Source organism: Halorubrum tebenquichense DSM 14210 (genome assembly GCF_000337415.1).
Taxonomy (GTDB): domain Archaea; phylum Halobacteriota; class Halobacteria; order Halobacteriales; family Haloferacaceae; genus Halorubrum; species Halorubrum tebenquichense.
In genome coordinates, this window is sequence record NZ_AOJD01000077.1 from 35,424 (window position 1) to 60,145 (window position 24,722).

Here is a 24,722-nt window from a genome sequence, read left to right on the forward strand (position 1 = left end):
AGCGAAATGCCACTCCGAGAGAGGCGAGTTCGACTTCGAGACGACACTATCAGCAGATAATTATTCTTTATCTTTGCCCTGTCGCTTAATCTCGTGACGCCCGAACCCATACCGGAGACGGTTGGCAAGCCGCCGTGAGAATCGCGTGTCGCGACTACTGAAGCGTTCAGCTAGGGCACCATAGATGAGTGGAACCGGGACTTCCTGTTCGAGCGCTTCTTGGACGGTCCAGGTACCTGTTGAGCCACCCGCGACGTAGTCCGCAACGTCCCCCAAGTCGTTACCTTCCTCACGGAACGCTTCCTCACAGAGTTCGAGTAGCCACGATCGGATGACTGCACCGTTGTTCCACGTCTTCGCGACCGCTTCGAGGTCGAGATCGTAGCGACCGTTCGCGAGCAGTTCGAATCCTTCACCGTACGCCTGCATGAGCGCGTATTCAACGCCGTTGTGAACCATTTTCACGTAGTGACCTGCTCCCGACGGGCCGAACCGGTCGTGGCCGTCTGGGCCGGTTGCGATCGCATCGAAGACCGGTGTGAGTTCGTCGTACGCCCACTGCGGGCCACCGATCATGAGTGAAAATCCGAGTTCAGCACCGGCAGGCCCACCACTCGTTCCGCAGTCGAGATACGCCGCATCAGTGTTCTCAGCACGACGGCTCGAGTCGCGAAAGTTCGAGTTACCACCGTCGACGACGATATCATCAGCAGCGAGCGATGGTTCCAGTTCATCGAGCGCAGCGTCAACCGGATCGCCTGCAGGTACCATGAGCCAGATGCGCTTCTCATCACCGAGTTGGGCGGCAACGTCTGGAATGGAAGTAGCTCCTGTTGCACCCCGTTCGACAGCGGTGGCAACCGCATCGTCGTCAATATCGAAGGCGACGACCTCGTGGTCAGCGGCGAGCACTCGATCGACAACGATCTGTCCCATCCGTCCGAGTCCAATCACTCCGAGTTTCATATTCACTCTACGTACGCGTCGTCACGGTCGGGTCTCGACTGTTTCGATACTGGATTGAGATTTTAGACGCGTTTCATCGTGTATTGACAGACGGGGCACTTGCGCTCGTTTCCATCCACTTCGAAGTCAGACTCGTGTCCGGTCCACCCGCATTCCGGACACTGTGTAATGTTATCAGTCATTCTCTCTCGAGATGGAAAGCGCAGCCCCATCTATCTTGGTATCGTATAGTGAGCCTTACGTAACTGACAGCTAGCACACCGGTTGTTTTTAGTTCACAGCGCCGATATTGTTATATATGGGTTTTGGGAGCTACGATGAATCCGAGCAGCAGAACCAGGACGTCAGCGCCGATGATGACAGTGAAGGCGTAAGTGTTCACGAAAACCAACACGAGGGTGAGATCACGTTCGAAACAGACGCGGATACAGATGACCTCGTTGACCAACTCGCAGAAATCAAAGACGGCGCTGACGAAGAGTAAAATCGACACCAAGCGCTATTCTCCGCTATTACGCACTGGTCAACTGTATTGTGTCCTTGACATCCTCTCAAAGCACTTCGATAAACTGCTCACCGTCGACTTCGAGTAGTTTATGACAATTCAACAAAACTCCGACGACGGTGGCCACCATATTACATTGGCGTCGCAAGAAGCTCCGTCCAATGGCGACGCACTACTCGAACCACTCATCCGTGATGGAGAGATCGTTCGAGATTTCGATCTCGATACCGCTATCGAACACGTACGCGTCGATGTCGATAGAACTGGATTCCCGAAAATCGACGAAGAAAGGACATAGATCCGGGATACCGAATTCATTCGAAGCGGCTCAATCGGTCGTATGAAATCACGTTTCCGGCGAATTTGGTGATTCTGATGCGATGGGTATGTGTATCGGAGAGCGTGTGGGTCTCAAATTCGATTTGCCACTCCGCGTCGCGTTCTTCGATGTCAGTAATATCACCGAGTTGACCGACACACTCATTATCGGCATATTCTTTCGCAAGTTCACTCGCAGTCTCTTGATCTGGGACATCTTCACTCATACAAAGAACTATATCGCGGTGAAGTGGTTACGGGGATCAGATGGACACTTGAATTTAGATTGTATTACTTTGTTAAACGCTCTTGGGGAGAGGATTGTTGGTGAGTTCTCAGCAGTCGCTGGAAGTCACAGCAGGCAGGGGTGACGCGGTCACGTCACCCGACGAACGATGTTCCCTATCAAGACGTTCGTCTCGGAGCGTCGCGCCGCGAACCTGCTTGAACAGGTTCGCTGGCGCGACGGCGTCTATTGCCCGCGCTGCCGTGGCGAATCTATGATTCGGTACGGCAGCTATCGCGTGTTTCAACGATATCTCTGTAAGGATTGCGACCGCACGTTCAACGATCAGACCGGCACGATCTTCGAACACTCAGCGGTCGAACTCAAGAAATGGTTTCTTGCGGTCTACATGTACATCCGCTTCAACACGAGTGTTAGGCTGTTAGACGTAGAGATTGACGTTTCGTACAAGACGTCTACCGACGCGTCCAGCGCTTCCTACGAGCGCTGGACGCGCCTCGACTCCATCTCAAAGGTCCTGTTGAGATCGACGAATTCTACGTGAAAGCGGGGCTCAAAGGCCGCGAGCGCGACCAGCCGTCGCGCTCGTGTGGCCTGTCTACGCGCGGACGTGGAACATAGGCTGAGGACAAGCCCCCTGTATTTGTTCTCGCAGACCGTGGCAGCGGTGAGCGATGCGTGGTCCCGGCTCAAACCGCGACCGAATCGCGGATCCGACTCCAGCTGGCAGTCGGCCAGCAGGAGTCGTTAACCGTCTATACTGACGGCTTTCGAGCGTACAAACCGCTAGAGGAGGCCGACGAATTCACTCGTGAATATGTCGTCCACGGTGACGGTGAGTACGTCGATGGAGACGTTCACGTGAACACCTGCGAGAGCCACGCGTCGCTGGCGCGACGGTGGCTCTCGCCGCATCAAGGCGTCTCTAAAGACAGACTTACACCGTGTCACCGAGCGTTTCAGCTCCGTCGTGACGTGTTCCGAAAACCGGGGAAAGAAGCGCTCAAAACCATCCTCGAAACTGCGCTATGACTCACCAACAATCTCCGCCACAAGAGCGTTAAGATATACTCTTGCGGTGTACCGGTTCGGTCGTCGTGGATTGTTCGCCGAGCATTCGATCGAAGAATCGTCGACCGTCGTCGATTTTCTCCTCTGGGGGCGTGTCCAGTTCGTTCTCGTACACGACCCATTCGACATCGGTATCGTCTGCAATCTCGAGTATCCGTTCCATATCCACGACGCCATCACCGTGTGGGACGCTCTCGTGGTCGTCGAGCCCGGAGCCCGGGGCTACGTCGCGGAGATGGATCATCTCCACTCGACGACCGAGCAACGACAGCGCCTCGCTCGGCGCAACGCCGCCGGCGTGGAGTTCGGCCACCTCGAGTTCGAACCAGATGGCAGCATCCGTCTCTGCGATGAGCTGCCAGAGCGGAGTCCTGCGGGCGACACCGCCGGTGTTTTTGGCCCGAAGTCGCCGGCCGGCCTCTTGGATGTAATCGACCGCTCCGTCCGGTATCGACGTCGCCTCGATGAGCGTTTCGACGCTACCCGGCAGCAACGGGTACAGCCATCGCCGGTCGTTGTGGAGTCCCAGTTCCAGTCCCCGATCGTTTAGTGCCGTCGCCGCGTCGTTCAGGCGCTCTACGAGTGTGCGAACGGACTCTCGGGTCTGAAAGTGCGCCGAGTCGGGGTGCGCGACGACGAGCCGATCACAGCCGACGGTCGCACACCGCTCCAACAGGTCTGTCTTGCCGGCGAGCGAGTCTTCGATGGCCGGGAGGTCAGCGTGTACCGCGGCCGGCTCAATCCCGGTCTCGTCGAGCGCAACGGCGATCTCTTCGGGAGACTCCCGCCGAAATCGGTGAGCGAACTCCACACCCTCGTATCCGGCCGCCGCGACTCGACGAACTATCTCGGGAAGCGAATCGGGATGCGACCGGACACTGTACAACTGAAAAGCGGTGCGCGGCGATGTAGTCATATCTGAAACTCAAACAGAGAAACAAATTAGTATACGGCTCCTACCGCCGATACTTCGACCCGTACAGCCCCATGACATCCGGAACCTATGGGTCGCAGGCCTCGTTTTCGACGACTGTGACGACGTTGAGCGGTCGAAACAGCCCTCAGAGCCCGGACGCTCTAACACGGACACACTTCGGTCGTCCGCGTAGTGCCGAGTAAGAGCCGTTTATCGTCTGATAAGTCCTGAATACCTATACTCACGATGTAATATGTCTCCCACATGAAACGGAACCGTACGAATTTCGTTCGGCTCGGGAGTCTCCGACGGCGATGAGGGATCGATTTCGAGAACTCATCAAGAAGTTGGTCCCGAGGGGCTCTGTCGTCCAGCAGGCCGCAAAAGGGGGCGTCTGGATGACCATGATCCGATTCCTCAGTCAGGGCTCGTATCTCCTGATGCTCCTCGTCCTCGCGCGGTTGCTCTCCCCGCGCGACTTCGGCATACTCGGCGTCGCGTTGTTGACGCTGAGCGCGATGAAGCGGTTCAGCGACGTCGGCATAAACACCGCGCTCGTCCAGCAGAAGGCGGAGGACATCGACGAGTATCTGAACACCGCGTGGATGCTAGCGATCGGTCGGGGGGTACTGATCGCCGTCGTGCTGTTCCTCGCAGCGCCGTACATCGCGCGGTTCTTCGGCGAGGCGAACTCGGAGTTGACGGCCATCATTCGCGTTATCGCTTTCTCGCCGCTTCTGTCTGGATTACAGAATCCCGCCGTCGTCTACTTCCAGAAGGATCTTGAGTTCCACAAGGAGTTCGTCTACCAGACGACCAGCAGCTTCGCCCGCTTCTTCGTTGGTATCGGGTACGCGCTCGTCAGCCCGACCGTGTGGGCGCTTGTCGCCGGATTTGTCAGCGTGAGCGCGTCGAAAGTGGTGCTGTCGTACGTCCTTCACGACTACCGCCCGCGGCCGTCGGTGGACCGCGAGACGCTGTGGGAACTCGTCCACTTCGGGAAATGGATCACGGGGTCGTCCATCACGCAGTTCCTCCACAGCGAGGGTGACGACGTGTTCGTGGGGTGGTTTCTGTCCGCGACCGCGCTCGGATTCTACCAGTACGCCCACCGGATCGCCGACATGCCCGCCTCGCAGTTCACAGCGGTGATCTCGTCAGTCACCTTCCCGGCGTACTCGAAGCTACAGGACGACCCCGCGGCGCTCAGGGACGCACTGCTGGGGACGACCCGACTGGTCGCTGTGGTCGTCTTTCCCGTTTCGGCCGGCATGGCACTCATCGCGCCGTCGTTCGTGCCCGTCGTTCTCGGTGAGCAGTGGACGCCGATGATTCTCCCGCTCCAGCTACTGTCGGTGTTCGGGCTCTTGCACGGGATAACGCGGTACTTCGGCGGCGTGTTCAACGCGCTCGAACGTCCCGACTACAACATGAAACTCGACACGATCCGCATCGCCTGTCTCGCGGTCGTCATCTGGCCGGCGACGGCGCAGTGGGGCGTCGCCGGGACCGCGGGCGCTATCATCGGCGTCTACCTCTTCCCGATGTTCCCGCTCGACGTCTACGCCGTCTCGACGCTCACGCGAGCCCACCCCCTCGAGATCCTCCACGAGTACCTTTACCCGACGGTCGGGTCGGCAGTCATGTTCGGGACTCTCTGGTACGCGCACGGGCTACTCGATGTCACTCCGCTGTTCGAGCTGCTCTTTACCGTACCCGCTGGGGCCGTCGTGTACACCCTCTCGGTGCTGTTGCTCGACGAGCTGTTCAGTTGGGGAATTAAACGGGACCTCCGGTACGTCGTCGCCGAAGTACAGAGCTAACGGCGGCTCCGCGTCCCGCCTGGTCACGCGGAACTCGGAGCCGACGGCGCTCCCGCGTTTCGCCCTAGATCCCCAGTGAATCCACGACCGAACAGATGGGAGGCGAGCCGGTCGGGAGAGTAGTTCGAGGGGAAAACATACTCACACCGCCTCCGAAGGCTCCCTCTTCCGGCGATTCCGAGGCTTCCGACGGTACACTCGGACAGGCCGGCGCGACCATCGGCGAAATAAACTCGGGCGATCGAAGCCGGAACAGCTTTTTTTCCTCCTTCAAATTGTGTTTGTATGCGAGTTACTGATGTGGAGACGTTCGTCGTCGACGCCGACTGGCGGAACTGGTTCTTCGTCCAGGTCAAAACAGACGAAGGCATCACCGGTGTCGGTGAGGCACTAAGTGGTGAGGGCCTGACCCCAGCTCTCGAAGCCACCGCAGAAGCACACAAGCACTACGTGATCGGCGAGGACCCGCTGAATCGGAAACAAATCAATCGAAAGCTCCGGCGCTATCCCTTCGCGTGGCGAGCCGGCAAGCTCATCAACGCGGTCGCTGCGGCGATCGATATCGCACTGTGGGATATCGCGGGCAAGTACTACGGTGAACCAGTCTGGAAGCTCCTCGGCGGGAAGGTACACGACGAGATTCCAGTCTATGCGAATGGCTGGCACATTGGTGAGCGTACACCAGAAAACTACGCACATCATGCTAAGAAGGCAGTTGGCGAACAAGGGTATCCAGCGCTAAAGTGTGACCCGTTCGCTCACTACGAGTACTCGCTGACAGACTCACAGATCGACGAAGTTGCCAACCTCCTCGAAGCCGTTCGAGATGCCGTAGGATGGGATGTCGGTGTCGCTCTCGACTGTCACGGTCGATTCACCCGGCGCGGAGCGATCGAGGTCGCAAACGCACTCGAAGAGTACAACATTATGTTTCTCGAAGAGCCTGTCGAGCTTGAAGACCGTGAGGTAATGGCCAACGTCACTCAGCACGTCAACATGCCGGTCGCAACGGGCGAACGTATCTACAACAATGAAACCATGGAGGACCTCGTCCGAAAGCAGGCTTGTGACATCATCCAGCCGGATGTGACCAACTACGGAAGTCTTCAAGAGGTTCAGCACGCAGCTTCGATGGCGAAATCACGGTATATGACCATTGCACCCCATAACCCGAATGCCGGCGTCAGTACGGCCGCATCGGTCCACCTCTGTGCCGGTCTCGAGAATCTCGAGGTCCTCGAACACATGAGTCGAGACGTGGAGTGGGCCGACGAGATTATCGAACACGATTACACCGTCGAAGATGGAGTTATTGAGGTCCCAGATGATCCGGGACTGGGTGTGACATTCCATCCAGACGCTGCTCGCGAACATCCCGGGGAACCAAAAGATAGTCACAGCCTCTTCGATGAGGAAGGGGCACTCAAACGTCCATAGCTCCGTTCAAACCCCGCTAATAGAGTGAGCATTCAGGACGGTACATATAACACTCCGCACTCTAAGTTCCACAAAATGAAGAACGTTGATGATCTCATCTCAGATGCCGCTTCTTTAGCTAATCGGGGGATGTCAAAAGGGGAAATCGCAGATGAACTGAACGTCTCTCGTGAAACTGCTAGCTGGCTGGTCGCTCGAAATAAATCGACAAACTGGGATTCCAAATCAGTAGAGCAAAAGAAACCACACGATATTCATGTCGATTGGAGTGCCATCGGGCGTGATAGCACGCGATTAACGAACGTTGGGAATGCGATGGCAGATATAATCGCAAACCAACATGAAAACCTATCACTCACAGTCGGTATTGAGAAAGCTGGGACACCGCTTGCAACTACCGTAGCCCAAACACTTGATACCAGCCTCGCTGCGTACACGCCACGAAAACATCAATGGGAGAAGGGTAATATCGAGAGACATGACGGTAGTTTCTCCCGAAATTTTGCTCGTGTCAGTGGACGCGAGTGCTGTATAATTGATGATACGATTACGAGTGGCACGACGATGTATGAAACTATTGAGTCGATTAACGACTCAGGGGGAAATCCAGTTGCTGCAGCTGTACTAATTGATAAGCAGGGAGTGGATAGTATCGATGGAGTTCCAGTATACTCCCTTATTGATGTTCTATCGATTACTGCTTGAATACCCACAGATTATGATATTCTGCCTCTGTTGACTCTATGGAAATGGTGCTATATCCCCTATACTCCTCAATTGTACAACCGAACAGTATCAACAAGCACCGACCAAAACACGAAGTACACACAGAAAGCAAGTGTAGGCGTGGATCTGGTCTTCTGACTCGCTGATTAACCGGAGTCCGGACCCACGAGTATTTACGTGACGCCGTCAGTCATTATATAACCGAAAGACGCGTTGTCCCCGAGAAGGCTGTGTAACCGAGATACCTCGACTGTTCTGGTCGTTCTGACCGGCTGTCGAAGTTCGGTTCACACCGACTCTCCCTCACTAGGCGGGCTCTTACAAGTTCTGGGATCACTCTGATCGGACCCCAACTATGGAAATCGAAATTGCGACTATTGGCGGCTATGAGGAAGTCGGACGACAGATGACAGCTGTCCGTGCCGGCGACGACATCGTTATCTTCGACATGGGCCTCAACCTTTCGAAGGTACTGATTCATGACGACATCCAGACAGAACGGATGCACTCGCTCGATCTTATCGATATGGGCGCGATCCCAGACGACCGGATTATGAGCGAACTCGACGGCGACGTGCGAGCGATCGTCCCGACGCACGGTCACCTCGATCACATCGGCGCGATCGGAAAACTCGCACACAGATACGACGCACCCGTCGTCGCATCCCCCTACACGCTCGAACTCGTCCGTGAGGAGATCGATGACGAGGGGAAGTTCACAGTCGAAAACGAGCTCATCGAAATGGACGCCGGTGGGACGATGGCCGTCGGCGATCGATGCCAGCTCGAGTTCGTCAACGTCACGCACTCTGTTGTCGGTGCGATCAACCCGATCCTCCATACGCCGGAGGGCGCAATCGTCTATGGCCTCGACAAGCGGATCGATCACACGCCAGTCGTTGGCGATCCGATCGATCTGAAACGATTCCGCGAGATCGGCCGGGACGGCGTTCTCTGTTACATCGAAGACTGCACAAATGCCAATCGAAAGGGACGGACACCGAGCGAGTCAGTCGCTCGGAACCAGCTTCAGGATGTCATGCATAGTATGGAGGATTACGACGGGGGTATTGTCGCAACAACGTTCGCCAGTCATATCGCTCGCGTCACGAGCCTCGTCGAATTCGCTGAGGAGATCGGACGCGAACCGATCCTGCTGGGACGGTCGATGGAAAAGTACTCCGGGGCTGCAGAGCGCATTGGTGCGGTGACATTCCCGAACGACCTCGACATGTACGGCCATCGAAAGAGCGTCGATCGTGCGTTCAAACGCATCATGAATGAGGGGAAAGAGAACTTTTTCCCCATCGTAACCGGACATCAGGGCGAACCGCGAGCGATGTTGACCCGGATGGGTCGCGGCGAGACACCGTACGACCTCGATAACGGCGACAAGGTAATCTTCTCCGCGGGGATCATTCCGGAACCAACAAACGAGGGGCAGCGCTATCAGTCCGAACAGCTACTCCGGATGCAGGGTGCGCGCATCTACGACGACGTCCACGTCTCTGGACACCTTCGCCAGGAGGGTCACTACGAGATGCTTGATGCACTCCAACCACAGCACGTAATCCCGTCACACCAAGATATGCAGGGGTACTCCGGCTATATCGATCTCGCAGCAAAGCAGGGCTACAAGCTGGGTCGTGATCTCCACGTGAGTTCGAACGGGAATATCCTCCAGCTGGTCTAACCTCAAGCGAAGAGATCGACTCAGGAAATAATAACTGGTTTCCCGAGTCTGTCGTATCGTAAGAACATGCAAGACGAACGCTTCGATGTCGAACTCGACTTCGGCGAGGATGGACTAATTCCCGCGATTGCACAGGACGCCAAGACAGGTGACGTGCTGATGCTCGCATATGTGTCCCCTGAGGCACTCACAGAAACCCAGAAAACAGGGCTCGCTCACTACTACTCGCGGAGTCGCGACGAGCTCTGGCAGAAAGGCGGCTCCAGTGGACACGTCCAACAGGTAAAAGAAATCCGCGTCGATTGTGATGGTGATGCATTGCTCTATCGAATCGACCAGGAAGGTGGGGCGTGTCACACGGGCTACCGCTCCTGCTTCTATCGAACGGTCGAAGGCGAGACCGTCGGCGAGAAGGTCTTTGATCCCGACGACGTCTACGAATAATCACCGCACCGACCACTTACGAGATTGTCGTGCGAGAATAGCAGGAGGTGGATTTGAACCACCGATCTCCAGGTCATGAGCCTGGTGGAATCTCCGAGCTATCCTATCCCGCTACATACTACTCGACGAAAGTTACGGATAAGCGTTGAGAAATTGTCTCTGTGTGCGAACGATCATCTGATTTGTTGATCGGCTACTTCCTTCGTCACAGCCCGATTCAAATCCCCAGAAAGTGGTACTGACCGGAGTGCGGTCAGTACAGAGGGATCATAAATAGCGTAGTACAACCAGTGTAAGCAGCTACCTAAAATTCACGGCGGATCGAAAGTTAACACATATATCCGACACCCGTGTACTCCTACGTTATATGCAATTCTGTGACGAGTGTGGTTCGATGATGCGCACGGAGGGCGACACGTGGGTGTGCCGCTCCTGTGCGAACGAGGAACCGCGGGACTCGCAAGCAGAAGCAGCGATGACGACCCAGGATGGACAGCAGGACGGCGGGGCACCCGCCGTAGCCGATTCGACCCAGAACTCCACCGAAACGATGCAGGAACCCTGTCCGGCGGACAACTGTGACAGCGACCGGGCCTACTACGAGATGATGCCGAAGCCGGGCGGCTCCTACGAGGTTCGGCTATTCACCTGCGTCGAGTGCGGCCACAAGTGGCGCGAGTCCTGACGGTGCATCAGGCTAACCCCACGGCTTACGATGCACCGGGGTGAATAGCCTCGTATCGTACCTCACTCGCTAGAATCTTGAGTATATAGCTTCCGTCGTCAGACTCAACAGTCACAGTGAATACCGAGCGAAGTATGTCCGGGATGTCGATCATCACCAGAAGTCCAACTCCGACACAGATAGTCATTCCTCACATCGTCAGTCAGGCACGTAGGCGTTCTTTACACAGTCACGAAGATCCTCGGGTGTCGTCCACGAGTACGCACGATCCACGCGCTCCATCGAAAGCAGATAATGTGCGAACATACCGTCGTAGGCCGCGTACTGTACCTCTTCAGTCTCATAGGTCCGGTAAAACACTCGTGTCCGATCCCGATAGATCGGCTGATCGATGTAGCCCGCTTCCCATGCGTGCCCGCCCTGAGAGTGTTCGTACACCCCCACGATATGATCCGCATAGCTGATCAGTAACTTAAATTTCGACGTGAAGAACTCCGAGACATCTAGAATATCGTCCATCAGGAACGCGTCGACCCCGTCATCGGAGTTCGAGACTATGGCATCACTTGCGAGTTGGTCGCGAACAGCTTCCAATCGTGGCCGCTCTTCCTCACCGTAGGAACCGAGAACGAAATAGGACGTGTTGTTGATAAATCGTCCGAGGCCCTCATGCATCGCGGTCTGAATCGACTCGATCCGGTCCGGTGTGAGTGTCTCGCCCGGCTGGCCACCCAATTTGTCGATCACTATACGGGTTGCGTCGTCGTTAGTCATACTGGACATCATTTTCCACCGCCACCTAACGGTACGGAAATACGATCGGAAGGAATACACAAGCACTCTGGCTATCATTTCGAGTTTCACCGAAATGGTTATCCGACCGGGGGGCAAACACCTGTACACAATGTCCCGGCCTGACGCGACCCCGCTCACGCCAGCCGAGAACTCGGCCGGCCTCGATCCGATCGCAGCGTTGAGTGTCCTCGACGACACGACCCGTGCGAATATCATCGGGACTATCGTCGGTCACCCGAAAGGCTCACCCTCGAAGAAGGAACTCGAATACTACAATCCGAGTATCGCAGCGTCGACGCTCACCGATCACCTCATCCGGCTGGAGGAAGTGGGACTGATCGAGGCCATCGAACGAGATCGTGAAGGGCTCGAACGGGGCCAGCCGTACCGGTTCTTTCAGCTGACCGACGCCGCCCGCGAGTTGTTCGATCGGAACAACCTCTTCGAGCCCGGCGCATACCGAGAGCTATTCGCCGAAGTCGAGAAAACAGACAAAATCAAGGCCGCCGAGGACGTCGAGCGGCCGAACGGCCGAAACTGAAACTACCCTCGGAGAGTACGTTTTGTCAGACGGAGAACTCGACCTCCAGGATATTCCAGAAGCGTAACCAGCGCAAAGCCGCCAAAAGAGATCAGTCTCGATTTCTATTCAGAACAGATAAATCGAACAGAAGGCACGCATCAATTCTATCCTCCGAGTTTGTGCGCTGCCACAGTTTCGGAGGATAGGACAGTGTTGGGCCGAATTGTCACCAAGTCGTGGTACTTCTCACCGATCAGATACCGATTTAGGGCCCTCTTGGTCGTATCTATCAGGCGAACGTGCGAAATTGCGTGGATTTTGGCTCTGCTGAGCAGGGTTGTCACTCCCGAACGGCAGACTCAGAGAAGGTTCAGCCGATTAGTCGTGCGGGATCAACGCCGAGGCAACGAGCTCAACACACTCACCCGCAGTCAACACGGGTGCGTAGTCCATCTCACCATCCACGCCCGCTTTCAGCAAGAAGTCGGTGAGCTGCCAGATATTGTACAAAAGTACCGCGAACACGAAGTAGAACAGGCGAACGCGGTAGTCTTTCGAGGAGGTCTTGGCGAGAAAGTCACCTTTGATCGATTTGTACTCACTCTCGATTTGCCACCGGCGGCTGTAGCGCTGACAGAACGACTCGGCCTCCTCCGGACCGACTCGGAGATTCGTCGCAAAGACGGCCGTCCCCTCACCACTCGTCGACGGCACGTACAGGAGCCGCATTGGATGCGATCCGGATTCCACATGGATAGAAGCCGACTCAACGGCCACCTCTTGGTCGTCTTCCTCCATTTGTTCGAGTACATCCCGTTCGGAGCTGGAGATCCGCTTCGGAATGAGATAGTTCACATCGAGGTTTGAGAGTGTCTGGAACACTTGTATCGAGTCAAACTCTCGATCACACAGCACTGTCTCGATTGGAACATGCTCTTTCGCTCGTCGAACGAGCCGCCGCACGGTACGATGAATCTGATTCGACGGATTCTCATCCCACTTGGAGCTCTCTCGGACCGGCTCAACAGCCAAGATCAGTGGGATGTTCTGTCCGATGATCGAGAGCGTCGCAAATTTAAACGCTCGACCGTCTCTGTCCTTCGTTCCACTGACCATCGACATTCCTTCGACCTCTCCGTAATAGGGAATCGTCGTGATGTCGATCGCGGCAGTGACTGGACGCCGGAACGACGCTTCAGAGGCGATCACGGAAATCAAGCGATCCGTTGTCTCGTTGAAGCCGTCGACGAGATCGTCAGGATCGAACTGCTTGACTGCGCGGAGATGAATATCACCGTGGGGACCGTACTCTTCACCACGGCGATATTGGAAGCGAGTCGCTCCCTGCGCGGTGCCACAGCGGACCATCCCCATGAACGTCTGTAACTCGAAGAATTGCGTGTCCTCGTACGAGGCGTTTGTTGCCCGATCAGAGTCGAAGTGTCCAAAGGCGTGATCACGCGCGAGTCGCGTCGTCTGGATAATCTCCTCCTGTGAGAAGAGTTCGTCTTCTACTGGGTCTGTATCATCTTGCTCATCGTCGACGATCTCTGTCTTAGGCCGCACCTCCGGCGCTGAGATGTCGCGATCGTGGACTTCTTTGACAACGAAGTGGGCGGCAGCGTGGGCGTATTCGTGAACAGTGTCGTCGAATCGATTCCGCCACGCCCGCGAGAACGCTGATTCGTCAGGCACTCGACTGAAGCCGAGGATACTGGCTACTTCTGGTTGCCGTGTAAGTCGCCGAGTGAACTCGGCGTAGGAATCACCGGTGATTTCCATGAAGACAGACGAAAAGACCATCGCGCGGAAGGAGAGTGGCGCAGGATGCCACGCTGGATACCCGTCTTCGACCGCGTCAATCGAGTGGTCAAGGTTCTCGAACGCAGTGACAAGGTCTGATCCTTCGAGTTCGTTCCGGATGGCGATCCCGAGTTGGTACGCTTCGCACCGCCTCACGAGTACGTGTTCTCAAGGTATGTGACGATGTCGTCGCTCTCCGCCATTCCTTCGACCCCATGCTCGGAGTCGACAAGAACCGGGACCCCGGATTGACCGCTCACCGATTTCACTTTGAACCGGAGGAACCGGAAAGGGAGGACGTTGTGAGATTTGTAGTCGAGACCGAGCCCCTCCAGCTTCCGTTCGACTTTTGCGCAGTACGGACAGCCGGGGAGTCGATAGAGTTCCAGCATTGAATCTCGATCGAGAGGAGAAAGGGTAACAGTAAAATTCCGTTGCTGATCCGACATTCAGTCGCACGAGCGTGGATGACGGTTCGATAGCAAGACGAAGAGACTGAACGGCCCCGATCTGTTTCCGGACCGAGGCTCGAGAAGGACTGTCCCGAGACACACTCCTTCTGTGAGGGACTGAAAACGGGTTTCAGCCTGTTGAAAAGGCCGAACGGCTCGAAGGCAACATCGACTCTCGTGAGCTGGGTAGCTTCGAGGTCAACCACCGGGTCCTGGAGGACCGAACGGCAACTCACTCGACGCAACAGCTCATCGTTGACGTATCTCGGCGGAACGCCTGACAGGCCTGCTTGAACGCCTCGGAGAATGTCGGGAACGGGTGGACGGTGTCGATGATGTCGTCGATGGTGAGGCCGAACTTCACGGCCAACGTCGCTTCCATGATCATGTCCGCCGCACGGGGGCCGACCATGTGGACGCCGACAATCTCGTCGGTCTCGTGGTGTTTGACGACTTGGACGAGCCCGTCCGTGTTCTTGACTGCCTTCGCTCGGGGGACATCCTCCATCTGAACGGTTCGGCAGGCACAGGTGCCGTGCTCGTCCATGTACTCCAGTTCGGTCGTGCCGACGGCGGCGACCTCGGGACTGGTGAACACGACCGCCGGGACGGCGTCGTAGTCGATGGTGACGCCCTCCTCACCGAAGGCGTTCTTGACGGCGTGATTGCCCTCCTTGGCGGCGACGGTCTCCAGTTCAGGCGCGCCGATCACGTCGCCGGCGGCGTACACGTCGGGATTGGTCGTCTGGAAGTGCTCGTCGACGTGGATCGTCCCGTCGTCGTTCGTCTCGACGCCGACCGCGTCGAGGCCGACGTTCTCGCTGTTCGGTTGTACGCCGGTCGCGACGAACAGCGCATCCGCGGTGAACACCTGCGAGTCGCCATCGACGACAGTTTCGACGGTGGCGCCCTGCGGGACGGCTTCGGCGCTGCCGTCGGTCGCCGGCGACCGAACTCGCTCGAACTCGTTGCCGGTCACCACATCGATGCCCTCCTCGCGGAAGGCCTGTTGTATCTCCCGGCCGAGCTGGCCCTCCATCCCGGAGAGCACGCGCTCGGAGCGCTGGAGGATCGTCACGTCGACGCCGACGCGGTGGAGGATCTGGCCCCATTCGAGCGCGATGTACCCGCCACCGATCATAATAATGCTCTCAGGGAGGTTGCGCTCTTCGAGAATGGTCTCGCTCGTGTAGTAGTCGACGGCATCGAGGCCGTCGATGGGCGGCGCCCAAGGAGAACTGCCGGTCGCGACGAGCGCCGTCTTCCCGGTGATGCGCGTGCCTTCGTCGGGGCCGTCGACGATTTCGATGGTCGTGTCCTCGACCAACTCGCCGTATCCTTCGTAGATATCGGTCTCGAAGTGCTCGGCGACGTCGACGTAGTTCTCCCGTCGGAACCGTCCGACGAGGTCGTCGGTGCCGTCGAGTGCCTCGCCCCAGTCGACGGTCGGTTCCTCGGAATACGTGACGGCGTCGAACGGATTCTCCGACGCTGCGGCCCCGCTTTCGGCGAGGGCGAGCAGATGCTTGCTCGGGACGCAGCCGACGTTGACGCAGGTACCGCCGATCGGCAGCCCGGTGTTCACAATCGCCGTCGAGAGGTCCCGCCGGCTGGCTTCGGTGATCGCCGCGAACGCTGCGGCACCCCCACCGAGAATTACGAGATCGTAGCCTGTCGTGCTGGTCATTCGTGTTTCCACTTTATAATGGGAAGTTCTTATACTTCGAAGTCCAAAGCTATGGAGTACGTTGGAGGCTCCAAAGCTATGGCAGATTCCACCCCACAGGCGCCCGTCTGCGACGTCGACGGTACGTGCTACTGTCCTCTCACGGGCGTTATCGACACGTTGAGTCAAAAATACGCGATGCAACTGGTCAGTATCATCGGCGCGCACGATTCGCTCCGATTCGCGGAGATAGAGGACCACCTGCCGACGGCGAGCACTTCGACCATCTCGAAACGGCTCGACGAGTTCGAGGAAGCCGGACTAATCGACCGAACCCAGTACAACGAGATACCGCCTCGCGTCGAGTACTCGCTGACCGAAAACGGGGCCGAGTTACGGACGCGGCTCGAACCGCTCCTGGAGTGGGCCGCATTGAGCGAGTGACCGCTCCCGGCGAGTGCCCCCCGACGCGCGGCGAACGATAGCTCGCGCCCGACGAGCCCGTATGAGACTTTCTACCGGCCACGGCTTCGGCCGTGCGATAGATTCACACAACCACTCGGCAACTAAGCCGATCGCGCCGCTACGTTCACGTATCGTGACGGACGAAACCACACTCTCGGGCCAGTCAGCGCCGGATGTACTCCGTGATCTCTCGCCCAGCGCGAAACTGATCGCGAAGACTCTCGAATACGAAGGTGAGGGCACGCAGTCGGATCTTGCCGAGTCGACGCTCCTTCCTTCGCGGACCGTTCGGTACGCGCTCGATCAGCTCGAGGAGGCCGAGATCGTCTCGTCGCGGATCTCCTTCGCTGACGCTCGAAAGCGGATCTACACGCTCGAACCGGAGAGTTGACCGCCGTAGTCTCTCACTGACCTGTTATTTACAGTTCGTCTCGCAGTCGTAGGTCTTGCTGTACACCCAGTATCCCTCGTCGCTCGGCGGCGTCAGCGTTGCGAGATCGAGCGAGACCCGCAGATCGGCCTCGGCGTCGTGCGTCTCGACGAACCGCCAGCTTCCGTCCGGATCGCGGACATCGACGCGGTACTGCCACACGTCGACGCCTTGGTCGTTCACGTAGATCGCGTACGAGTCGGGTATTGCGTTACTACGCTCCGGAGCGGGGCTCGGTTGAGTGACGTTTTCGGCCATACTCGACAGTAGTTCATCAAAAATTAATATGTACTGCGCGTCGTCGTCGGGTGGACACGCGTGAGATACATTTATATTGTTCAAATTCCGCCGCCGCGATTCGCGACACCCGACGCGACCCGACCGGCCCGAAGTGCCGCTCGAAGCGACGGCTCACTCGCTCGTCCGAACGCCGGCGACCTCGAACCGTGCCCCGCCGTCCGCCGACTCTTTGAGACCGATCTCCCACCCGTGTGCGTCCGCAATCTCGTCGACGATCGCCAGCCCAAACCCGGTTCCGTCTCCCGTCGTCGTGTGACCCCATTCGAAGACGGTCTCCCGGTCCTCCGGCGGGACTCCCGTCCCGTTGTCCTCGACGTAAAATCCACGCTGTCCTTCCTCGTCCAGTGTGCCGACGCGGACCGTCACGTCGGAGCCACCGTGGTTGCGAGCGTTTTCGAAGAGGTTCACGAGCAGTTCGTGGAGCCGATCTCGGTCCGCTCGGAGCGTCGTCGTCGACTCGACGTCGAGAATCGCCGGGTCCATCTCGCAGTCGGCCCACACGTCTCGCGCGATCGTCGCCAGGTCGATTTCGGTCCGCTCGCCGACCAAATCGCCCTCGCGGGTGAGCCGAAGGAGGTCCGACAGCATCTCCTCCATGCGAGCGGCAGCGTCCTCGACGGCGTCGAAGTGCTTGGAGTCGCCCGTCTCGCGGGCGAGTTCCGCGTGACCCTGGATGATGGACAGCGGGTTCCGGAGATCGTGGGAGACAATGCCGGCGAATCGGTCGAGTCGTTCGACCTTCTCCTCGAGCCGCTGCCGGTTCCGGGCGCGACCGGAGATATCGCGGAGCATCGCGACCATTCGGGTGGGCTCGGCATCCGTCGCGGTCTCCCCTCTCGCTGGGTCCAGTGTCGCCCCGGAGATCTCCGTCGGGATTTCGTCCCCGCCCTTCGTCAGACACATCAGGTCGTCGGTGAAGCCGGATCCCTCTGCTCTGACCTGTGAGACGAACTCCTCCCGTACCCGATCGAAGTCGTCCGGATGGATGTCTTCCGGGTTCATCGAGAGGAGCTCCTCCCGAGAGTATCCCAGTAGCTCACACGCCGTCGGGTTGACATCGACGAACGACTCGGTCTCGAAGTCGACGACCATGACGGCGTCGTTGCTGTGCTCGAAGACCTTCCGGTACCGTTCCTCGACGGGCGGTCGCCGGTCGTCCGCTGCCGACTCACGAGCGCCTCGGTCGTCGGCCGGTTCGTTACTCATGTGTCGGGTCCCCCCCTGGAGCGCTCGGCCGGTCGCGGTCCTCCGAGCCGAACGACGAAGTGACCACCACCGGACGGTATAGCGACCGAGTTCGTTCTCTATTGATAAAATACCCGTCGGTCACTGTCGGCCCGTCCCTTCGACCGAGCGTCGTTCCCGGACGGCACGGTCCGCACCGGCTGACCACTCCGGAGCCCGGCTCGACCGATCCGCCGCGGCTCCGGCTCACTCCGGCTTCCGGGCGTCCTCGTCGATGAACTCTCCGCAGGTGAGACAGTACTCGCGCTCTTCTTTCAGTTCCGAGGGTTCGATTATCGCGAGCCGGCTCTCCGTCTCGTCGCCGCAGGTCGGGCACGTGGCGTCTCCGCTCATCGTTCAGTGCGTCGATCCTCCGTCACTCCTCGTCTCCGAACTTCTCCTCGTACGCGTCGGGGTGGTTCTCCTTGGCGTGGTCTTTCAGCTCGTCGAGCGTGTCGAACGTCGCGCCGCAGTTACAGGCGTGAACGTCGCCCTCGTCATGGTCTGACATCGCATCTGATAATGTGCGGACTATAATTAAATACCCTCGGCGGAAGTGTGTCTCAACCGCGCTCCTGGGAAAGCTAATCACAGCTCCGGGGTCACGACCGACTATGTCTCAGAGATCACGCAACTCCGACGAACAGGTCGACCGGGGGGTACAGACCGATCGAGAGAGCCAGACCGAGTCGGACGGTCGCGATGATCCGGACGACGACCCACCGCTCTCGACGTTGACGACGGAGCACGCGAAGCTCCTGTCGGAGATCGGGACGGAACTGAGCGAGTCCGGCGACGCGATCGACTCGTTGTCTCGCGGCGCTGCGGAGGCGAACGCGTCCAGTTCCGACACGGCCTCGTTGGCAGAGACGGCGCGGGGGTCGGCCCGCGACGCGACCGACGACGTCGACGAGGCCCAAGTCGCGGCCGCCGCGGCCGAAAAGAAGTTGGAGGCGCTCCGTGAGACCGTCACGGAGATCGACGACATCGTCGAGATGTTGAACGAGATCGCCGACCAGACGAATATGCTCGCGCTCAACGCGTCGATCGAGGCTGCCCGCGTCGGCGAGGCGGGGTCGGGCTTCGCCGTCGTCGCCGACGAGGTCAAGGACCTCGCCGAGCAGGCCCAAGAGCGGGCGACCGAGATCGAGGCGACCGTCGAAGAGGTCCGGTCGACCGCAGACGAGACGATAGATCAGATCGAGACCGTCGACACGCGGACCGACACCGCGGCGGCGTCGATCACGGATGCCGTGGACGACTTGGACGGGATCGCCGACAGCGCAGTTCGAACCTCGGAGAACGTCGACGATGTGACCGAAACAACGCAGGCGTACGCGGACGACCTCGACGGGATCGCCAGAGACGTGATCGACGCGATCAGTCAGGCGAACGAGATCGACGAGCGGACGGACGGGTAGGTCGCGTGTGGTAGTGCGCACGTATCGACGGAACTCGTCCTAACGGATCCACCGACTGCCGTCTCAGGCTTCCGGTTTCCCGTCCATCGTCACTCGGACGTTCCGTCCGGTGCGAGCCCGAACGCCTCGTCGCGGACGTGGTTCTCGACGAGCAGGAGGTACGTCGCTTGGCTCCACTGGAGGTTCGAGTTCCACCGGACCCGCCCGCTTCCGTCGACGCGCTCGGGCAGCAGGCCGGCGGTCGTCGTCCACTCGCGGGCGTCCTCGAACACGTGGTCGGCGACCGCGTCGGGGTCGTGTCCGCCGAGCCGGCGCGCGACATCGGCGTACGCCTCACAGAGCGGCCACCCGCCGTCCTCGACGGTCCCGGTTGGGGTGTAGCGGTCGCCGGGATAGCGACCGAGACAGGGGGTATCGCCCGCGACCCACGCCTCGTCGTCGGTAGCGGCGAGGGTCGCGGCGACGGCGTCGCCCTCCGCGTCGACGACGTTCCACGGCCAGACGCTCATGAACGCGGCCGCGTCGGGCCGGGCGTCGGCCGGCGGGTCAGACGGGGTCTCCGGGCTGTCCGCGGTGACGAGCGCGTCGCCGTACGGCGTGGATTTGAAACAGTACTTTTCGAAGTTGCTCGCCCACACGGCCGCCCGCTCGCGGCACTCCTCCGCGAACGTATCATCGCCGTGCGCGTCGGCGAGCTCGCCCATCGCGCGCAGTCCCGCGATCGCCGCGGCCGTGCCCTCGGTGCTGTGCCCCCAGATCTCTTCCCACGGATCTTGGTGCTTCTCCGGGAAGCCGTAGCCGTTGTCGTACGAAAGCAGGAACTCGGCCGCCCGTCGAGACATGTCGTAGTGCTCGTCCAGCAGGTCGTCGTCGCCGGTCTCACGCCAGACGAGCCAGTGGGCGTATATCGGCCCGCCAACCTGATCCAGTTGGAGCGCTCGCCAGTGGGGTTCTCCGGTGACGAAGTAGTTCTGCCACCACGTTCCGTGCCGGTCGATCCCGCGGTCGTCGACGACGTCACCGGTGATCTGGTTCTCGTCGAACCACCGGAGCGCGAGCCGCGCCTCCCGTTCGGCTCCCGCCGCGATCAGCGCCTGTGTGATGATCACCTGATCGCGCGGCCAAATGAACTTGTACGTCATGTCGCTCGGCTTGAACGCGCCCGCGATGACGCCGCAGCAGCCGTCCTGCGCGCACTTCATCGCCGTCAGAGACCGCTCGTACAGGTCGTTGACGGCGGGGTCGTCGGTCGGGCCGTCCGAGACCGTCTCGTGCCACTCCTCCCACGCCGCCGCGAACGACTCTCGCTCCGACTCGTACCCTCTGTCGAGGAGTTCCAGCGCGTGTTCGACCGCCGAATCCTCGCCGTAGCCGAAGCCGACAGCCGTGAGCCACGACGCCGCGTCGGTCTCGCCGACGTACAGCCCGACGCCCACGTCGAGGTTCCCCTCGGCCCGTTCGTTGTCGTCGACGAACCCGTCGTTCCCCTCGTAGATGTCCGCCCACGCGCTCCGGTCCGGCCCGGCCGCGACGCCGGTGTGACCGATCCGTCGGCCGTCGAATCTCCGGCCCTCGTCGCGCTCCTGCGCGAGCGCCAGCCACCGGTCACCGTCGGTCGCAACGATCAGCTCCGCGCCGTCCCGCTCCGTGACGAACGCCTCCTGGACCGCGTTGGGATCCTCGTGGTCGTGCCCGTGAATGCCGAGGTCGGCGACGGTGTAGAACGTCCGCTCCGCGACCGTCTCGAACTCCGCGTCGGTCCGGATCAGGAGTCCGCAGGTGTCGACGCTCCCGACGACTCGCTGCGTGATCGTCCCCGTCGACCCCGGCTCCTCGAAGCGGTTCTCAAGGGTTATCTCCGGGACGCGGCTCGACGCGTACGACACGTCGCCCTCGACGGCGTCGTCTCTGGCGTCTAAGGTGTGCTCTTCGTCGGCGTTCCACGCGAGCGCGTGGAGGTCGTAGAACAGCTCGACGTCCGACCGGAACGCCGACGTCTCCTCGATGATCGCCCCGTGACGGTCGCGCTCGGAGTCGTCGTAGCTGTTCGCCGTCAACAAGACGTTCGCGCCCTCCTCGCGCGGCGCGCTGAGGATTGCGTCCTTGTCGCTCGGGACCGACGGCGCGTTGGATTCAACGGGCATGGTCGATAGACGACGAAGGAGCGGATAAAGACGTGGCGAGCGTGTATCTGCGTTACCATTCGGCACGGAGAGACGAGTTCGGTTCGTCGCTCGGTGACCCGTCGGTAACCCGCTTACCGTCCGGTTCGGGAAGAGGTATGTCCTCGCAGGGCGTACTCCCGTCTATGTCATCTGACGCGGCTTCTGGAAACGACACTGGAGCGGGCGGAATCGCGGACGTGGAGAGTGCGGAGTCGTTCCGCGAGACCGTCGCGAACAACGAACAGGTCGTCGTCGACTACTTCGCAGACTGGTGTGGCCCCTGTAAGCAGCAGACGCCCATCCTCGAAGAGCTCGCAGGTACCATCGACGCGCCGGTGCTCGGCGTTGACACCGACGAGCACAACGACCTCGCCGCGGAGGCGGGCGTCCGGTCGATTCCCACGGTCGCGATCTATCGCGACGGCGAGGAAGTCGAGCGGTTCGTCGGCGTGACGGGCGCCGACGAGATCCGGGCCGTACTGGAATAGATCGAGACGGCGCCGAATCGACGTCCTCCCCGTTCCGAAGCACGTCGAGAGGGATCCGCCGAGTCGGGGGACGAATTCCAGAAAGCGGTCCCGCCAAGGGGGGCTGACCGCCGCCCCCAACCGTCGAGGCTTCGGCTCGCTACCGTCGGGGTCGACCGACGACGCCGGCGGCCGCCGGTCGGGGACTACTTCCCCATCCCTAACGGGTTCTTACAGTTCTTACACAGGAACAGGTCTCTGTTCCTGAAAAGCGAGAACGAACCGTCGTCCTCGACTTCGATTTCGGGCACTTCGTGACCCTCTTCAAGTTGCTCGACCGAATCGACTTCCTCACCGCACTCGGGGCAGGTAATGGTATCAGACATTGGTAAACGTTAAATAAACAATAATAAAAAAGTATCGTGGACGTGTGACACTAACGCATTGTCAAGCGGCTGTCGCGACGACGCCCGCATCTGGACAGGTTTCGAGTTCGCAGACGAGTCCGACACCGACCTACGCGGGACGGTGACCGGCTGATACGAGTCTCACGTCAAACGACCGTCACGCCCATCGCATTCCCTTCCGGTCGCGGAATCGTTAAGAGACGGCGACCGGCATCGGACACTATGCCCACACACGTGGCGGTCGTCGGTGCGTACGGAAGCGCAGGCGCGGCTGTGGCCGAGCGGCTCGCGGACGACCCGGAGATCACGTTGACGCTTATTGACGACGGCGAGCCGGGCGGCGGCCTCTGTATCCTCCGCGGTTGTATGCCCTCGAAGGAGGTTCTCTCCGCCGCTGAGCATCGGTTCGCCGCCCGTCACGACGACCGACTCACGGGAGCGATGCCGGACGTCGACCTCGAGGCCGTCGTCAGCCGCAAGAACGAACACACGTCGAACTTCGCGGCGCATCGTCGCGCTGCGGTCGAAAGACTCACCGAACGCGACGGCGTCAGCTTCGTTCACGACACCGCGCGGTTCGTCGACGACGGTCGGCTCGCCGTCGGCGAGCGGACGATCGATCCGGATTACGTGGTGATCGCCACCGGCTCGACGACGAGGCTCCCCTCGCTCCCCGGAATCGACGACGTCGAGGTGCTGACGAGCGCGGACGTGCTCGACGCCACGTCGTTCGGCGACTCGGGCGTCGTCATGGGGTTCGGCTACGTCGGCATGGAGCTCGTGCCGTACCTCAGCGAGGCCGCGGGGATGGACCTGACCGTGATCGAACACGACGAGCGACCGCTCGACGAGGCGGACGCCCCGTTCGGCGACGCGCTCCTCGAGTATTACCGGGACGCCTTCGACATCGACGTGCTCACGCGGACCGACGAACAGCGGGTCGAACCCACCGAATCAGGCGGCGTCAGGCTTCACGTTACGCGTGACGGCGTCGAAGAGACGGTCGAGGCCGACCAGCTGTTCGCGTTCACCGGTCGTCGCCCGACGCTCGATCGGCTGGGGCTCGACGAGACGGGCCTCGGCCCCGGTCGGGGATGGGTCGAGGCGACAATGCAGGCCCGCGACGACGACCGAGTCTTCGTCGCGGGCGACGCCAACGGCAGGGAGCCGATCCTCCACGTCGCGAAAGAGCAGGGGTTCGTTACCGCGACGAACGTTCGAAACCACCGCGACGGGGAGCCACTCGAGGAGTACGCCAACGTCCATCACCACGTGGTGTTCTCGGGACTGGGCGTCCTGCCGTTCGCTCGGGTCGGTCACTCGGCGGCCTCGGCCGAGGCGGCGGACCTCGATCACCTGGTCGTCACCCGCGACGCGTCGAGTGACGGCGTGTTCAAGACGAAGAACGTCCCGGAGGGTCTCGCCCGGCTCGTCGTCGGGACCGACGGGACCGTCCTCGGCTATCAGGGCCTCCACTACCACGCCGACGCGATGGCCAAGACGATGCAGGTGATCGTCGAGACGGGACTGGACGTGCGGGAGGTTCCCGACCGAGCGTATCACCCGACGACGCCCGAGATACTCGACGGACTGTTCCGGGAGGCGGTAACTGCCCTCTCGGAGGAGTAAACCGGGTCGTTTCGCCGCTGTCACCCTCGCGATTCCGCGGAAAAATAATAACTCGTCGTTACTTAGTTGTGATACGGTGACAAACGACACATCAGACGAACCGTACGTTTGTGCGATCTGTGACGAACCGTTCGAGACCGAGTC

The 24,722-nt window shown here is 59.8% G+C and carries 26 protein-coding genes, 1 tRNA gene and 1 pseudogene; 14 read left to right on the forward strand and 14 right to left on the reverse strand.

Annotated features, from left to right (window positions below; genetic code table 11):
• Positions 1-60: 60 nt before the first annotated feature.
• Positions 61-966 carry a phosphogluconate dehydrogenase (NAD(+)-dependent, decarboxylating) gene (gene gnd / locus C472_RS14245; RefSeq protein ID WP_049906697.1) on the reverse strand — a complete coding sequence of 302 codons (906 nt, stop codon included), beginning with the start codon at positions 964-966 and terminating at the stop codon, positions 61-63.
• Between the two features lie 298 nt (positions 967-1,264).
• On the opposite strand from gnd, the gene C472_RS14250 reads away from it, so the two are divergent.
• Entirely contained in the window at positions 1,265-1,450 is a 186-nt protein-coding gene (locus C472_RS14250; RefSeq protein WP_049906699.1) for a DUF5786 family protein, read from the forward strand.
• A gap of 335 nt (positions 1,451-1,785) precedes the next feature.
• Here C472_RS14250 and C472_RS17110 read toward each other — a convergent pair whose 3' ends face one another.
• Positions 1,786-2,016 (reverse strand): hypothetical protein, encoded by a 231-nt coding sequence (locus C472_RS17110; RefSeq protein ID WP_152420654.1) that lies wholly within the window; start codon positions 2,014-2,016, stop codon positions 1,786-1,788.
• Positions 2,017-2,184: 168 nt separating this feature from the next.
• Between C472_RS17110 and C472_RS14260 the strand changes: the two are divergent.
• Positions 2,185-3,068: pseudogene (locus C472_RS14260) on the forward strand (IS1595 family transposase).
• Positions 3,069-3,096: 28 nt separating this feature from the next.
• Here the strand turns inward: C472_RS14260 and C472_RS14265 are convergent.
• Entirely contained in the window at positions 3,097-4,023 is a 927-nt protein-coding gene (locus C472_RS14265; RefSeq protein ID WP_049906702.1) for a sugar phosphate isomerase/epimerase family protein, read from the reverse strand.
• 314 nt (positions 4,024-4,337) lie between these two features.
• Here C472_RS14265 and C472_RS14270 point away from each other — a divergent pair, with 314 nt between their 5' ends.
• From C472_RS14270 to hisI, 5 genes are all read left to right on the forward strand, one after another.
• A complete protein-coding gene (locus C472_RS14270) occupies positions 4,338-5,846 on the forward strand; it encodes a lipopolysaccharide biosynthesis protein (RefSeq protein WP_006630557.1) in 1,509 nt (502 codons plus the stop codon).
• 300 nt (positions 5,847-6,146) lie between these two features.
• Positions 6,147-7,283, forward strand: coding sequence for a mandelate racemase/muconate lactonizing enzyme family protein (locus tag C472_RS16465; RefSeq protein WP_241432985.1), 1,137 nt, complete (start codon positions 6,147-6,149; stop codon positions 7,281-7,283).
• Positions 7,284-7,358: 75 nt separating this feature from the next.
• Positions 7,359-7,988 (forward strand): transcriptional regulator GfcR, encoded by a 630-nt coding sequence (gene gfcR, locus C472_RS16470; protein WP_006630559.1) that lies wholly within the window; start codon positions 7,359-7,361, stop codon positions 7,986-7,988.
• Between the two features lie 376 nt (positions 7,989-8,364).
• Positions 8,365-9,702 carry a ribonuclease J gene (locus C472_RS14290; RefSeq protein ID WP_006630560.1) on the forward strand — a complete coding sequence of 446 codons (1,338 nt, stop codon included), beginning with the start codon at positions 8,365-8,367 and terminating at the stop codon, positions 9,700-9,702.
• A gap of 66 nt (positions 9,703-9,768) precedes the next feature.
• A complete protein-coding gene (gene hisI / locus C472_RS14295; protein ID WP_006630561.1) occupies positions 9,769-10,146 on the forward strand; it encodes a phosphoribosyl-AMP cyclohydrolase in 378 nt (125 codons plus the stop codon).
• Between the two features lie 38 nt (positions 10,147-10,184).
• Here the strand turns inward: hisI and C472_RS14300 are convergent.
• Positions 10,185-10,259: transfer RNA gene (locus C472_RS14300), tRNA-Met, on the reverse strand.
• Between the two features lie 254 nt (positions 10,260-10,513).
• Between C472_RS14300 and C472_RS14305 the strand changes: the two genes are divergently transcribed.
• On the forward strand, positions 10,514-10,831 hold the full coding sequence (locus C472_RS14305) for an RPA12/RPB9/RPC11 RNA polymerase family protein (protein WP_006630562.1): 318 nt from the start codon (positions 10,514-10,516) through the stop codon (positions 10,829-10,831).
• Positions 10,832-11,029: 198 nt separating this feature from the next.
• Here the strand turns inward: C472_RS14305 and C472_RS14310 are convergent, their stop codons facing one another.
• Positions 11,030-11,605 (reverse strand): hypothetical protein, encoded by a 576-nt coding sequence (locus C472_RS14310; protein ID WP_049906762.1) that lies wholly within the window; start codon positions 11,603-11,605, stop codon positions 11,030-11,032.
• Between the two features lie 130 nt (positions 11,606-11,735).
• Here C472_RS14310 and C472_RS14315 point away from each other — a divergent pair, with 130 nt between their 5' ends.
• Positions 11,736-12,167, forward strand: coding sequence for a hypothetical protein (locus tag C472_RS14315; protein ID WP_006630564.1), 432 nt, complete (start codon positions 11,736-11,738; stop codon positions 12,165-12,167).
• Between the two features lie 360 nt (positions 12,168-12,527).
• On the opposite strand, the gene C472_RS14320 is transcribed toward C472_RS14315, so the two are convergent.
• From C472_RS14320 to merA, 3 genes are all read right to left on the reverse strand, one after another.
• Positions 12,528-14,108 carry a transposase gene (locus C472_RS14320; protein ID WP_006630565.1) on the reverse strand — a complete coding sequence of 527 codons (1,581 nt, stop codon included), beginning with the start codon at positions 14,106-14,108 and terminating at the stop codon, positions 12,528-12,530.
• A complete protein-coding gene (locus C472_RS14325) occupies positions 14,105-14,344 on the reverse strand; it encodes a glutathione S-transferase N-terminal domain-containing protein (RefSeq protein WP_006630567.1) in 240 nt (79 codons plus the stop codon). Before C472_RS14325 ends, C472_RS14320 begins: the two co-directional genes overlap by 4 nt.
• A 292-nt stretch (positions 14,345-14,636) precedes the next feature.
• On the reverse strand, positions 14,637-16,091 hold the full coding sequence (merA, locus tag C472_RS14330) for a mercury(II) reductase (RefSeq protein WP_006630568.1): 1,455 nt from the start codon (positions 16,089-16,091) through the stop codon (positions 14,637-14,639).
• A 78-nt stretch (positions 16,092-16,169) separates the two neighbouring features.
• Between merA and C472_RS14335 the strand changes: the two genes are divergently transcribed.
• Positions 16,170-16,514, forward strand: a complete 345-nt coding sequence (locus C472_RS14335) for a winged helix-turn-helix transcriptional regulator (RefSeq protein WP_049906764.1) — start codon at positions 16,170-16,172, stop codon at positions 16,512-16,514.
• A 154-nt stretch (positions 16,515-16,668) separates the two neighbouring features.
• Positions 16,669-16,926, forward strand: a complete 258-nt coding sequence (locus tag C472_RS14340; protein ID WP_006630570.1) for a helix-turn-helix domain-containing protein — start codon at positions 16,669-16,671, stop codon at positions 16,924-16,926.
• Between the two features lie 24 nt (positions 16,927-16,950).
• Here C472_RS14340 and C472_RS14345 read toward each other — a convergent pair whose 3' ends face one another.
• From C472_RS14345 to C472_RS18045, 4 genes are all read right to left on the reverse strand, one after another.
• On the reverse strand, positions 16,951-17,148 hold the full coding sequence (locus C472_RS14345) for a hypothetical protein (protein ID WP_152420655.1): 198 nt from the start codon (positions 17,146-17,148) through the stop codon (positions 16,951-16,953).
• A gap of 228 nt (positions 17,149-17,376) precedes the next feature.
• Positions 17,377-18,471 carry a sensor histidine kinase gene (locus C472_RS14350; protein WP_006630572.1) on the reverse strand — a complete coding sequence of 365 codons (1,095 nt, stop codon included), beginning with the start codon at positions 18,469-18,471 and terminating at the stop codon, positions 17,377-17,379.
• 225 nt (positions 18,472-18,696) lie between these two features.
• Positions 18,697-18,843, reverse strand: coding sequence for a hypothetical protein (locus tag C472_RS17335; protein ID WP_161612654.1), 147 nt, complete (start codon positions 18,841-18,843; stop codon positions 18,697-18,699).
• Between the two features lie 22 nt (positions 18,844-18,865).
• Complete coding sequence (locus C472_RS18045) at positions 18,866-19,000, reverse strand: hypothetical protein (RefSeq protein ID WP_275039755.1); 135 nt, start codon at positions 18,998-19,000, stop codon at positions 18,866-18,868.
• Positions 19,001-19,103: 103 nt separating this feature from the next.
• On the opposite strand from C472_RS18045, the gene C472_RS14355 reads away from it, so the two are divergent.
• Positions 19,104-19,910, forward strand: coding sequence for a methyl-accepting chemotaxis protein (locus C472_RS14355; RefSeq protein ID WP_006630573.1), 807 nt, complete (start codon positions 19,104-19,106; stop codon positions 19,908-19,910).
• A gap of 89 nt (positions 19,911-19,999) precedes the next feature.
• Here the strand turns inward: C472_RS14355 and C472_RS14360 are convergent, their stop codons facing one another.
• Positions 20,000-22,054: a glycoside hydrolase family 15 protein gene (locus tag C472_RS14360; protein WP_006630574.1), complete on the reverse strand. Its 2,055-nt coding sequence runs from the start codon at positions 22,052-22,054 to the stop codon at positions 20,000-20,002.
• A gap of 164 nt (positions 22,055-22,218) precedes the next feature.
• Here C472_RS14360 and C472_RS14365 point away from each other — a divergent pair, with 164 nt between their 5' ends.
• Positions 22,219-22,563 carry a thioredoxin family protein gene (locus tag C472_RS14365; RefSeq protein ID WP_241432986.1) on the forward strand — a complete coding sequence of 115 codons (345 nt, stop codon included), beginning with the start codon at positions 22,219-22,221 and terminating at the stop codon, positions 22,561-22,563.
• A gap of 185 nt (positions 22,564-22,748) precedes the next feature.
• Here C472_RS14365 and C472_RS14370 read toward each other — a convergent pair whose 3' ends face one another.
• Positions 22,749-22,928: a hypothetical protein gene (locus C472_RS14370; protein ID WP_049906709.1), complete on the reverse strand. Its 180-nt coding sequence runs from the start codon at positions 22,926-22,928 to the stop codon at positions 22,749-22,751.
• Between the two features lie 243 nt (positions 22,929-23,171).
• Between C472_RS14370 and C472_RS14375 the strand changes: the two genes are divergently transcribed.
• The gene (locus C472_RS14375; protein WP_049906710.1) at positions 23,172-24,578 is read left to right on the forward strand and encodes an FAD-dependent oxidoreductase; all 1,407 of its coding nucleotides are present in this window, start codon (positions 23,172-23,174) and stop codon (positions 24,576-24,578) included.
• Positions 24,579-24,722: the final 144 nt, after the last annotated feature.